Consider the following 12574-nt stretch of genomic DNA (forward strand, 5'->3'; position numbering starts at 1 on the left):
ACCAAAAGCCGTATCTTTGTCGTATGCTTTTGGAACAGAAACAACAACCTTCATCAGACTTAATTACGTCATCATTACCCGTAATGGAAGCGTTTTATACGCTCCAGGGCGAGGGAGCGCATACCGGGCGGGCTGCCTATTTTATCAGGCTGGGTGGCTGCGACGTGGGCTGCCACTGGTGCGACGTAAAAGAATCGTGGGATGTCAACGCCCATCCGCAGCGTACCATCGATGCTATTGTAGCGGGTGCCCTGGCCTATCCGGGCCGAATGGCGGTCATTACGGGTGGTGAACCGCTTATGCACAACCTGACCCCGCTCACCCGCGCGTTACAGACCGCCGGCTTCCGAACCAACATCGAAACATCCGGCGTTTGTGAGGCCGTTAGCGGTTCGTGGGACTGGATCTGCTTTTCGCCCAAGAAGTTTAAAAAGCCCAACCCAGCCATTTTTAAACGGGCCGATGAGTTGAAAGTCATTGTCTACAATCAGTCTGATTTCGCCTTTGCCGAGTCGTTTGTCCCCTCGCTTCGCCCCGATTGTAAACTCTTTTTACAAACCGAGTGGAGTCGTTCCAATGAAATGCTACCTCGCATCGTTGAGTACGTTAAAGACCATCCGCAATGGCAGCTTTCTTTACAAACACACAAGTATCTGGATATCCCCTAACGGGTAAACGGAATGGAGAGTACGGGAGGCTGCTCGCACTCATCGGCCTGATTACCTCCCTGCTCCTGCTGACCAGCCCTAGTTTCGGGCAGATGACCAAAGCCCGACAGCTCTACGATCAGTCGATTAAGCTTTTTGGCGAACGGCGTGCTACAGAAGCGATCCCGTTCATGGAACAGGCCATCAAAGAGAATCCTAATTTTACCGATGCCTATATTAAACTGGGGCAGCTCTATGAATTCACCAAACGGTACGAACCGGCCATAGCGGCCTATCGTAACGCGCTTCGGCTGCAACCCGACAGTCCGGCCTCGGGAGCAGCCTATCAAGCGCTCAGCAACACACTCCTTCGACTGGGGCGCTACGCCGAAGCACTGCCCTATCTCGAAAAATACCAGACCTTATTTGCTCCCCAGTCGGTACAGGCCAAACGGATCGAACGACAGATCGAAACTGCCCGGTTTGGACAAAACGCTCTGCAACACCCGCAGACGGTCGACCCCAAACCCTTGTCAACGGTCCTGCAGACGACCCCTTCGCAGTATTTTCCGGTCCTTACGGCCGACGAGCAGACGCTGGTGTTTACAGCCCTCAAACCCGAAGGAGACGAAGACCTGATGGTAGCCACCTTCAACGGCGAAACCTGGACCCCGCCCGTCTCGCTGTCGCCCGGTATCAATACCCCCGAAAACGAAGGTACCGCCAGTTTATCGGCCGACGGGCGACTGATTGTTTTTACGGCCTGCCAGGGGCGAAAAGGGTTTGGCAGCTGTGATCTGTACGTTAGCCAGAAAACCGGCGATACCTGGTCGACCCCTGACAACCTGGGCCCAACGATCAACACCCGTTTCTACGAATCGCAGCCTGCCCTGTCGGCCGACGGACGGCGTCTGTATTTTGTATCGGACCGGCCGGGTGGCAAAGGTCGTCGGGATATCTGGCGAGCCGATCGGGATTCGCTGGGCAACTGGGCCGACCCGGTCAACCTCGGCGACCCCATCAATACGCCCCAGAACGAAGCCTCACCCTTTATTCACCCCAATGGTCAGAGCCTGTTTTTTGCTTCCGACGGGCACATTGGCCTGGGTGGCTATGATCTGTTTGTGAGTGACAATAACCAATCGGGCTGGTCAGCCCCGGCAAACCTGGGGTACCCTATCAACACCTCCGAAGACCAGGCCTCTTTATTTGTGTCAGCTACCGGCAAACGAGCTTATTACTCCTACGAAGAGCAGAAAGATGGCGTATCCCAGAAGTCCCGGCTGTATGCGTTCGACCTGCCCGAGTCGCTGCGGGAACGGGTCAGGCCGGTCAGTATTTTGAAAGGGGTTATTGCCGATGCCAGAACGAAGAAACCCCTGGCGGCCACCATCGAACTGATCGACCTCAAAACCAACCAGGTTATCACCCAGGTACAGGCCGATGCCCAAACAGGACAGTACACGACGGTGCTGCCAAGCGGTGGCGAATATGCACTTTATGTGAGTACCCCCGGCTATCTGTTCAAGAGCCTCTCCTTCGACTTTACCCAGAAAAAAAGCGAGCGGGGCGATGGCCTGACCCTGGCCGTTCCACTTGAGCCGGCGGTAGCGGGAGCCACTGCTAAAGAAATACTGAACAACCTGTTCTTCGAGTCGGGTCGGTATGACTTGGCCGATAAATCGCGCACCGAACTGAACCGGCTGTCGGCATTTCTTAAAATGAACCCGGCCCTCCGTATTGAAATATCGGGCCATACCGACGATACCGGCGAGGCAGCCGCCAACCAGACCCTGTCACAAAAACGGGCTCAAACGGTTGCGACGTACCTAACTCAGGCGGGCATCGATCCGGGGCGCATCCGGGCCGTAGGGTACGGAAAAACACGCCCGGTGGCGCCCAACACGAACGACGAAAACCGGCGACTCAACAGACGAATCGAATGGCGGGTGCTGTGATCTATTCTGGCCCTGACGACCGGTGCGGTAAATCTATAGTCATGGCGGACCGGACGCCCCTCACTTTGCATTCTACGGGATTTTTTTCAATTTTGCGTATGTTGTCCTCTTGACACTCGTTTTTTATCGAACGGTCACTATAGCTATCCGACAACGAATTGCCCCATTTGCAATGACTCCCGAACACGTTAAGTGCCTGATTATAGGCTCCGGCCCTGCCGGTTACACAGCCGCCATTTACGCAGCCCGCGCCAACATGAAGCCCGTCCTTTACCAGGGTGGGCAACCTGGTGGGCAGCTGACCATTACGACAGAAGTCGACAATTTCCCTGGTTATCCGGATGGTGTGGACGGCCCGCAGATGATGCAGGACCTTGAAAAGCAGGCACGCCGGTTTGGTACCGATATCCGGTACGGTATGGTCACCGCCGTGGATTTTTCGGAAACACCCGGTCACGGCCGGCCCCACCGCATTACGGTCGACGATAAGCTTGAACTAACGGCCGATTCGGTCATCATTTCAACCGGCGCATCGGCCAAGTGGCTGGGGCTGCCCTCCGAAATGCGGCTCAACGGTCGGGGCGTATCCGCCTGTGCGGTCTGCGACGGCTTTTTCTTCCGGGGACAGGATGTGGCGATTGTGGGGGCCGGCGATACAGCGGCCGAAGAAGCCAGCTATCTGGCTAACCTTTGCCGCAAAGTGTACATGCTCGTCCGCCGGGGCGACATGCGGGCTTCCAAGTTCATGCAGCAGCGGGTAAAAACAGCGCCCAACATTGAGATTCTGTTCCATACCGAAACCGAAGAAATCCTGGGCGACGATGAAGTATCGGGCGTACGGGTAAAAAATACGGTATCGGGCGAAGAACGCGTTTTAGATGTGACTGGCTTTTTTGTAGCCATCGGTCACAAACCCAACACGGATATATTCCGGGAGTATCTGGATCTGGATGAGAATGGATACATTCTGACCGAGAAAGGGAGTACCCGTACCAACATACCCGGCGTTTTTGCGTGTGGTGACGCTCAGGACAACATCTATCGGCAGGCCGTTACCGCTGCCGGAACAGGCTGTATGGCCGCACTGGATGCCGAACGTTATCTTGTCACGCTGGAAATGCAGGACCAGGAACTTGTTCATTAACTTAAAAAGAGGCAGGGTATCGAATTGACAGGTATATAATCCCATGCTGTTCATGGCTCCTCTACCAGGCAGAGAACGCTCTGCCTGGTAGAGGATTCTGTATTAACCAGTTTATTCGACACCCTACCCCTTCCGAACGATGAGAAAAACCGCTACACAGTGGCTTTTGGCTATTGGATGCCTATGCCTGACCGTAACGGCGTCCGCCCAGGAACGCGGTCGATTCAAGAATAACTTGAAGATCACGCCAAAAAATCAACCCTCCCCCAATGCGCCGGTCGTTGAGCAGCCTCGAAAAGCGGACGACCCCTATGACCAGGAAACCACTCAACTGCGTTTCAACAACCAGTTTGAGCCTAAAAAAGCCTTAAACCCAGCCGTCAGCGAAGACACGAGCCAGATCGATCAGGGAGAAACCAGCGTTGTTGAAGTCATCGACTCGGTGCTGGTAGGTAATGAATGGGTTAAGATTGCCGACTATTACGCGGTATGGGATTCGCGCACGATCGACCCCTACAACATAAACCCGCTGGAGTTCGACGAAGCCATCGACATCAAACTCTATGACCCCCCCGCCAACCGCTTCTGGTCGCCCCCGCTGAATGAAGGCAAACTGACGTCTAATTTTGGCTACCGCTGGGGACGCTGGCATACCGGAGCCGACCTCGATCTGGAAACCGGCGACCCGGTCTACTCGGCTTTTGACGGTATTGTACGGGTCGTTGGGTGGGATGGTAACGGCTATGGACGTTATGTACTCGTTCGGCACTACAACGGGCTCGAAACGCTGTATGGTCACATGTCCAAGCAGACTGTCGAGACGGGTCAGCTCGTAAAAGCAGGAGATCAGCTGGGACTGGGCGGTAATACCGGCCGCAGCTACGGAGCCCACCTGCACTTCGAGACGCGTTATGAAGGAAATCCCTTCAGCCCGCTCAATATCTACTCATTTCCCGAAAACGCGATCAACTCCGATCATTTCCTACTCACCCGAAACGTCTGGGATTATCTGCGGGGAGGTCGTTCGTCATCGGCTGAGCCTAGCTTCAAACCCCGTATCAAACGAACCGTGCTTCACCGCGTCCGGTCGGGTGAAACCCTCAGCTCGATTGCCAGTCGATACGGGATGTCGGTGTCGGCTCTGACACGTAAGAATCACATATCGTCGCGGTCGCGGTTGCGGCCCGGTCAAAAGCTGCGGGTACACTAACGAACCTGATATTACCGAATGGGGGGCGGCACATATAAGCCCTCCCGGTGGGCAGCTGTCCAGCGCTGCTCGTAGTAGTGGCGCATAAAGGGCGTTGGCGCGTCTACTCGACGATAGCGTTCCCAGTTTATCAGCTGCTCGTTCATGTAAGCCTGATGCTTTTCAAGCCTGGGCAGCGACCGCCAGTAACCGATTACGTTTATGGCCAGGCCAATGACTACGTAGGCAGACAACGTCCAGCGGGTTCGGGTCATGCTGGTCAGCCCCATCAGATACACGCAGATCAGCAAGAGCAACGGGTATATTTTGTAACGGGTTACGAAGAGAGCAGCCTCCAGCTGACGGCTCACGGCAATGGCGGCCATGGTCATCAGTAGAAAACCACCTAAAGCTACAACAAACAGCGCCCCCCGATCTGCCGACGGTACGGACTGGGTCCATACCCGTTGTACTATACGCACAGCTGGAATACCAAAGGCAAGCAATAGCAACAACCCGGTTGCCATCGTAATTTCCTGGTAACGCTGCGACTCTACGAGTGCTCCCAACAGGCCTAACAACGTCTCAGCCTTTTCGAAAAGGGTTGATGACCGTTCAGCCCCGATACCCGACTGTATGGCGGAATCGAACCCCCACCAGTATAACCCGATAGCCAGGCTGCCTATGATCAGCCAGCCCGTTACCAGCCAGTACTGACGCCGGAGTAGCCAGATAAAGGCAACCGCCGGAATGAGCAGCATACCATTCGCCCCCGTCAACATGCTTAACAGAGTTAAACCAAGTACCAGGGCCAAACGGGTGAAGGATAGAGGTCCGGCTGCCAGATATAGCGTGATAACCGCCAGCGCCAGCACACCCAGATTCTGCAGCGAAGCCATGCCCCAATACACCAACTCGGTATGCAACGGCTGAAATAGCAACAGAGCAATGGGTACTACATAAGCTGCCGAGATCTTTCTTCCGGCCAGGACCTGATAGAAGACAGCCAGCGGCACGAGCAGAAATGCGTTCCCCAACCAGACCCACCACCGAAAATCGATAACACCGCTGTTTAAGGCTGTCATTGCTATCGTTGCTAAACGGGGCATCAGCAACCGGTGTTCATTGTGAAAGGAAAACAGGATGGAAAGCGTTGCCGACACACTACCTTGATTGGATAGATCATATAAGCTGGCCAGCAGGCTAAGATCATCGGCGTAGGGTATGTTCTGGCTGAAAATGCCAACAACAGTATAGTAAAACAGTATGATTGATAGTATAATAATACCAACCCAAATACCTTTTTTTTCTACCATTAGCGCTAAGAGAGGAAGTCAGTTAACTCCATTAGCCTACAACCGCACTGGAGTTATTAACAAAAATAGACTCGACCCTTCTTTACCTATGTATTTTATATATTATTTATATTTTTACTTCTTTTTTTTCTACTCTGACCTACGACTATCTGTTTATTGTTTCGCCGGATCTGATCGCTACAGCCGAACCATCGGCCAGGAATATAGACCGCGGAGGCTCCTCAAAAAATGGGGTGAACCGTTTGCCGTATAGCGTAGCCACGTCACAATGAATTGAATAATCCGTTACCGGAACGATCGACCAGGCGGGGTGAACGACCTCGTACTCGGAGGTTCGTCCGGCTTTCGTACCGGAAGACGAGCGGTTGGTATACCCCCAGTAGTGTTCGGTGATAAACGCTTCTTCGCTGTCGGGTACCAGCGCGTGCCCCGTCTGATCGGCCCGTACCTGAATGTGGTTCCAGGCTCCATTGACCTTCCAATCATACCGAATATACTGTTGGTCCGTATCGGTTCGCCACTCATGCTTCATCGGATAGGTAGCATACGGCTCGCCGTATAAAGTGTTGGCCATCAATGAGATAGCCAGCTTCGGGACAATTTCCTTGACAAACACCACCCCCCTCTGCCAGCCGGTCTGGTGTTTGCGACGGACGTAAAAGCGCAGATTGAACTCTTCGAATTCCTGATGAAACGGCACAGCTACGGCCCCGAACAGCCTGACCCGTTGAAAATAGAAACCCACCAGACTCCCGTAGCAGATGCCATTGTAAGCGTCCAGTTCGGTACCGTACGGAACCAGCGGTTTCAGCACCTCAGGATCGATGGCGTAGTTTGCAAATATCAGGTTCCGCCATTCGGCAGTCAGGAAGGTAAAAGCCACGGTAATTATCGCTCTAGTTTATCCCACAACGGCTTGTGCGCCCAATGGTTTGTAAAAGAAAACGCGGGCATGACTGAATCATTCCCGCGTTTTGCCTGGACTCGTCGAGCAGCTTATTTCTGCTGGTATTTTTCTTTGTAGGTATTGTAGAGCCGCTTGTGCCGATCGTCCAGGTTTACTTTTTTACCCTGGATGAATACGTGCTCCACTACGTTGGTCCGCATATCGAGCGCATCGCCGGCCGACACGAACAGGGTAGCCTGTTTGCCCCGTTCCAGTGTTCCAACCAGGTTATCGATACCCATGATCCTGGCGGTATTGGAGGTGATCATTTTTAGGGCTTCTTCGCGATCGGTGACTCCAAATCCAACCGCCGTACCGGCCAGGAACGGCAGATTCCGGGTACGCCACCAGGCATCGGCATAACTCAGGCTTACCAGTACCCCGGCTTTTTGCAGGATGGCCGGCATACGATACGGCAGGTCAACATCTTCATCGTCGCGGTTGGGCAGGCGGTGAAGCGCGCTGAGGATAATCGGAATGTTCTGTTCCTTAAGGAATCCGGCAACCCGGTGGGCTTCTTCGCCCCCAACAATAACCACTTTGGGCACACCCGCCGAGCGGGCAAACTGAACCGCTTCGATGATATCTTTACCGTAATCGGCCCGGATGTAGAGGTTCTGACGCCCCGAGAACAAGCCCCGCATAGCTTCCAGCTTAAGGTTCATGGGAGTTGAACTGGGCAGAGCGGCATAGGCTTTTGCATCGGCGAAGGTAGCCTTCAATGAGCTGATCACTTCCTCGCGCCGTTCGTTTTTCTTGACAACGGTTGTAAAATCGGCCAGATCGAACGAGCGCGCAAAGTAGCCGGGCCAGTTGAGCCACAGGCCATCATCCTTTTTCAGCACCGCATCTTCCCAGTTCCAGCCGTCGGCCATCATCACACTGGAGCTACCCGATACGGTACCACCCTGTGGCATGGCCTGGGTGAGCAGAACGCCATTATTCCGGATGGTTGGAATGATTTCTGAATCGGTATTATAGGCAATCAACGCCCGAATGTTGGGGTTCAATATGCCTATTTCCTGCTTATCGACGGTGGCGCGCACGGCTCCGATTTCCTGCAAACCCACCGTCGATGCGGGAGATATAAAGCCAGGATACACGTGTTTACCAGCCACGTTAATCACCTCCATCTCGTTGGTGTTGAGCCGGATTGTGGTGGCGTCGGCTACGGTGGTGATGATACCCTTGTCGAACACCACCACCCCGTTCTGGATGACCTGTCCGTTCCCGATATGGACGGTGGCGTTCAGAAGCGCTACGGGCCGGGTCTGCGGTTTAGCCGGTGCCGGGTTCTGCGCCATGCCCGTAAGCGACGCCAGCGAAAGTATAGTTGTCAGTAGTCGTTTCATTGGTTTGTTCGGTATACCGTTACTGGTCTTTATTTGCCGTCTTCTTCGCCTTCAGCCATCACCCCTTCCACATCTTCGCAATGCCACATCCGTGAGCGACGGGGTGTCGGACGGGTCGTTGACGAGCCGCTGGATTTGGCGGTCAGCATCTTCTGGATGATTCGGGCGCGTTCGGCCTGCATGGCATCCCGTCTGGCGTCTTCGGTCTGCAGATCAAAATAGATCGCGCCGTCGATGATCGTTTTTTCGGGACGGGCATAGATCGCCAGCGGGTTTGTATTCCAGAGAACCAGATCCGCATCCTTACCAGCCCGGATGCTACCCATCCGATTGTCGAGGTGTAGCAGTTTGGCCGGGTTGAGCGTTACCATCTTCCAGGCGTCTTCTTCCGTCATACCGCCATACTCGACCGTTTTGGCAGCCTCCTGGTTCAGCCGACGGGCCATTTCGGCATCATCGGAGTTGATCGATACCGTTACCCCCTGCCGGTGCATAAGCGCGGCATTGTAGGGAATCGCATCTTTCACTTCCATCTTGTAGGCCCACCAGTCGGCAAACGACGATCCGCCAACGCCGTGCTGCGCCATCTTGTCGGCCAGCTTATACCCTTCCAGTATGTGGGTGAAGGTATTTACTTTGAAGCCCAGCGAATCGGCTACTTTCAGCAGCATGTTGATTTCCGACTGAACGTAGGAGTGGCAGGTGATGAACCGCTTTTTGGCCAGAATCTCCGACAAAGCGTCCAGCTCGATATCCCGGCGGGGTGCCAGCGCCGTTGCTTTTTCCTTCGTGCTGAGCCGGTTATAGGTATCCCAACTTTTAGCATATTCTTTTGCCCGCATAAAATGGTCCATGTATACCTGCTCAACCCCCATCCGGCTCTGCGGGAACCGAATGCCACTACCATCACTCCGGTTCGATTGTTTTACGTTCTCCCCCAGGGCGAACTTAATGAACCCATCGGCCCCTTTTATCAGCAACCCCTCCGGCGACTCACCCCATTTCAGCTTGATCAGCGCCGACTGGCCACCGATGGCGTTTGCCGACCCGTGCAGAAGCTGGGAGGTCGTAACCCCACCCGCCAGCTGGCGGTATATGTCGACATCTTCCGAGTTGACTACGTCAGCCATGCGCACTTCGGCCGTACTGGACTGAGAGCCTTCGTTCACGGACAACAACGCAATGTGTGAGTGCTCATCAATGATCCCGTTGGTCAGGTGCTTACCAGTTCCGTCAATCACGGTGGCGTTGGCCGGGGCCGTCAGCCCTTTACCGACCTGGGCAATTTTTCCATTCTGAACCAGTACATCGGTGGCTTGAACGATCCCTTCTTTCTCATTGGTCCATACCGTAGCGTTCCGGATCAGCATGGTTTGCGGCTGCGGCTTGCTGAGGTTACCCATGCCCGCAAACGGATAAAGAAGCGTGGCACCGGCGGTGCTGGTGGCAGAGCGGCCCGCGGTGGCGGTGGCGCTGGTAGCAGTACTCGACGTAGGCGTATCGACAGCCCGGGCGGCCGACCAGCTGATGGCTTTACCATCGGGGGTTTCGCCATCGCCCGCCAGGTTAGACGGGCTGGTGCGGTAACCCGTCAGGCGGGTGGTGCCGGGTTTCTTTTTGTCGAGCTGGATCTGCATCGTAATCAGATCACCGCTTACCGACACTTTTGGGGTAATCTTGGTGGTATCAACCTGAATCTGGTACTCGGGCTTTTCGGCCGACTTGCCCGTAATGTTCAGCTGAACGGGCGGCTGATTACCGATAACCAGGCGCCATTTGCCGCGCAGGTCGGTACCATCTTTCGGGTTTACGATGTACTGTTTCCCCTGAATCCAGTTTTCATAAATTACATTGTCGGCGCTGAACAGATTCCCCGAGGTAATGATGAAATTGGCTACGTTCCCTTTTTTGAGTGTGCCCACCTGATTGTCGGCACGGATGAGCCGGGCGGGTACCGTAGTCAGTGCTTCCAGCGCCCGCTGTTCGGGAAGTCCGTTCTCAATGGCTTTGCGCAGGTTGGCCCAGAACTCCGACTTGTTACGCAGCCCCGCCGTTGTCAGCGCAAACGGAATATTGGCAGTGGCCAGTCGACCGGCGTTCATCGGTGCCATTTCCCAGTGTTTCATCTCGGCCAGAGACACATTGTCGGCATCCCAGGGGTCCTCGACATCGTAGGGCTGCGGAAAATTGAGGGGAACAATCAGCGACGCGCCCGTAGCCTTTATCTCATCGATCCGCTGGTATTCGTCGCCAGAGGTCCGGATGATGTACTGCATACCAAACTCATCACCGATTTTATCCGCCCGCAGCACGCCCAGCTTGTCGTTGGCCTCGAAGATGGCGGGCAGACTCTGGATCCGGTTCAGCGCGTCGAGCGATAGGTTGGCCTGCTCTTTGTTTCCGGCGCGTTTGTACCAGTCGGCGTCGTAGAAAGCCTGCCGAAGTACCGCCACCGAACCCATCATTGAGTTGGGTGAGGTTTGGGTGGAGCTTCCCTTGCTGAACGAGTAGTGAGCCGTGGCATTTGGTTTCAGGACCAGTGCATTTTCACGCTCGTCCGCCAGTGTTACCAGTGCGCCGGTGCCGCGGGCTATACCATCGTGGGCGTGGGCCAGTACCGAACCGAATCCCATTTTACGAAGTTCGTCTGCTTTTTTAGCATCCGCCTTGAAAAGCAGACTGGCATCATTTTCGGGCTGGATAGCCTGGTTCCAGTAGTAGGCCCCTTTTTTATTCGACTCGAGTTGAGGCAGCGAATTGAACGACCGGCGCTCGGTTTTCACCTCCGGCATTCCGTAGTCCGAATCGATATCGATCAGAGCCGGGTAAATTCGTTTCCCTTTCAGATCAGCGACCACCGTGCCGGCGGGCAGGCTCACGTTGGCACCCACCGCTTCGATACGACCGTTTCGGATCAGCAGCGTAGCATTGGTTAATGTCGTTTGCGGATCAACCACAATAGTAGCGTTGGTAAACGCGTACAGGCCGGGTCGTTCGTCGTACACGCCATTGCGCGGAAAGGTTGTCTGGGCAGTGGCCGACTGAATCAGACCCAGCGCCAGCAACCCCATCAGCAGAGGTTTTGTCATGAAGTTAGAGGTTGTATAAATTGGTCATTAACCGTTAAATGTACGTAAATAGTGTCACTGTCTAACGATATGCCATATAACATTCTGCGTTAACCCTTGAATGCCAATGTATCTACCCTGAAAGATTATCCGTTTCTTTACAGCCTCATCACCGTAACGTCTTTCACCATGCGATTTAGCTGCCTCCCCCTCCTGCTGCTGCTCTCGCTATCTGGTTTTGCCCAGACAAGCCCGGACAACCCAATGCAGCAAACCACCCGCGACCGAATCAATTTCAGTGGCCTCAAAATACCCGCGAATGGCGTTTTGTTTGGCGTCGACGGACCGCCGGGTCAGATTGTCGGCGACGCTTACCTGGACACCACGTTTCAGGCCGGTACCATCCGGTTTTATGGCCGCATCGGTCAGAGTGATACGCTAGCTGGTGTGCCGGTCCGGCTCGACCTAATGGCCAACGAAGTAGAGATACAAGCCAGCCCAACCGACATACGCGTTGCTAAGGGCTTGAGCGTAAAGCGATTTGCCATGAACAGCAAGCTGGGTGGAGTCAGCCATTTCGTTAATGTGCTCGAGTACCGGGGGGACGCAGACGCGATCAACGGCTTTTTCGAACAGCTGGTATCCGGCCGGGTCGAGCTCTTACTCCACCCGTTTATTTCCGTAAAAAAAAGCACCTACAACCCGGCCCTCAATACCGGCAGTAAAGATGATCAATTGCTTAAAAAAGCCGACTGGTATATTGGACAACAAGGGAAGGCCGTCAAGTTTTCGCCCGGCAAAAAAGCGGTTCTTGAGCTGATGGCTGATCGGAAAGAGCAGGTTGAAGCGTATCTGCAGGCCGAAAAGCCAGATCTGAAATCGCGGGCAGGGCTCGTGGCGCTCTTCACGTTCTATAATCGGTTGTGACCGGCTCGCAGGCGAAACAAAAAAGCC

9 protein-coding genes are annotated in these 12574 nt (G+C 54.5%); 5 read left to right on the plus strand and 4 right to left on the minus strand.

Annotation, left to right across the window (positions count from 1 at the left end; all coding sequences use genetic code 11):
* Window positions 1-23 precede the first annotated feature (23 nt).
* From FBR45_RS10155 to FBR45_RS10170, 4 genes are all read left to right on the plus strand, one after another.
* Window positions 24-668, plus strand: a complete 645-nt coding sequence (locus tag FBR45_RS10155) for a 7-carboxy-7-deazaguanine synthase QueE (protein ID WP_138501679.1) — start codon at window positions 24-26, stop codon at window positions 666-668.
* A complete protein-coding gene (locus FBR45_RS10160; protein ID WP_138501681.1) occupies window positions 623-2605 on the plus strand; it encodes an OmpA family protein in 1983 nt (660 codons plus the stop codon). Before FBR45_RS10155 ends, FBR45_RS10160 begins: the two co-directional genes overlap by 46 nt.
* Before the next feature lie 172 nt (window positions 2606-2777).
* Window positions 2778-3749, plus strand: a complete 972-nt coding sequence (trxB, locus tag FBR45_RS10165) for a thioredoxin-disulfide reductase (RefSeq protein WP_138501683.1) — start codon at window positions 2778-2780, stop codon at window positions 3747-3749.
* 139 nt (window positions 3750-3888) lie between these two features.
* The gene (locus FBR45_RS10170; RefSeq protein ID WP_138501685.1) at window positions 3889-4959 is read left to right on the plus strand and encodes a peptidoglycan DD-metalloendopeptidase family protein; all 1071 of its coding nucleotides are present in this window, start codon (window positions 3889-3891) and stop codon (window positions 4957-4959) included.
* An 11-nt stretch (window positions 4960-4970) separates the two neighbouring features.
* Here the strand turns inward: FBR45_RS10170 and FBR45_RS10175 are convergent, their stop codons facing one another.
* The 4 genes from FBR45_RS10175 to FBR45_RS10190 all read right to left on the minus strand — a co-directional run bounded on the left by FBR45_RS10175 (window position 4971) and on the right by FBR45_RS10190 (window position 11641).
* On the minus strand, window positions 4971-6023 hold the full coding sequence (locus FBR45_RS10175) for a hypothetical protein (protein WP_138501688.1): 1053 nt from the start codon (window positions 6021-6023) through the stop codon (window positions 4971-4973).
* A 376-nt stretch (window positions 6024-6399) separates the two neighbouring features.
* Window positions 6400-7137 carry a YqjF family protein gene (locus FBR45_RS10180; protein ID WP_138501689.1) on the minus strand — a complete coding sequence of 246 codons (738 nt, stop codon included), beginning with the start codon at window positions 7135-7137 and terminating at the stop codon, window positions 6400-6402.
* 113 nt (window positions 7138-7250) lie between these two features.
* A complete protein-coding gene (locus tag FBR45_RS10185) occupies window positions 7251-8552 on the minus strand; it encodes an amidohydrolase family protein (protein WP_138501691.1) in 1302 nt (433 codons plus the stop codon).
* 29 nt (window positions 8553-8581) lie between these two features.
* Window positions 8582-11641: an amidohydrolase family protein gene (locus FBR45_RS10190; protein WP_138501693.1), complete on the minus strand. Its 3060-nt coding sequence runs from the start codon at window positions 11639-11641 to the stop codon at window positions 8582-8584.
* A 96-nt stretch (window positions 11642-11737) separates the two neighbouring features.
* Between FBR45_RS10190 and FBR45_RS10195 the strand changes: the two genes are divergently transcribed.
* Entirely contained in the window at window positions 11738-12547 is an 810-nt protein-coding gene (locus FBR45_RS10195) for a hypothetical protein (protein ID WP_246082178.1), read from the plus strand.
* The last annotated feature ends 27 nt before the right edge of the window (window positions 12548-12574 follow it).

Source organism: Spirosoma lacussanchae, from assembly GCF_005870035.1.
Lineage (GTDB): Bacteria > Bacteroidota > Bacteroidia > Cytophagales > Spirosomataceae > Spirosoma > Spirosoma lacussanchae.

Excerpts from the sequence above, each read along its gene's own strand:
- FBR45_RS10170 (WP_138501685.1), top strand. The coding sequence starts at position 3,889 with ATGAGAAAAACCGCTACACAGTGGCTTTTGGCTATTGGATGCCTATGC.
- FBR45_RS10185 (WP_138501691.1), bottom strand. The coding sequence starts at position 8,552 with ATGAAACGACTACTGACAACTATACTTTCGCTGGCGTCGCTTACGGGC.
- FBR45_RS10155 (WP_138501679.1), top strand. The coding sequence starts at position 24 with ATGCTTTTGGAACAGAAACAACAACCTTCATCAGACTTAATTACGTCA.
- trxB (WP_138501683.1), top strand. The coding sequence starts at position 2,778 with ATGACTCCCGAACACGTTAAGTGCCTGATTATAGGCTCCGGCCCTGCC.
- FBR45_RS10160 (WP_138501681.1), top strand. The coding sequence starts at position 623 with ATGGCAGCTTTCTTTACAAACACACAAGTATCTGGATATCCCCTAACG.
- FBR45_RS10190 (WP_138501693.1), bottom strand. The coding sequence starts at position 11,641 with ATGACAAAACCTCTGCTGATGGGGTTGCTGGCGCTGGGTCTGATTCAG.
- FBR45_RS10175 (WP_138501688.1), bottom strand. The coding sequence starts at position 6,023 with ATGACAGCCTTAAACAGCGGTGTTATCGATTTTCGGTGGTGGGTCTGG.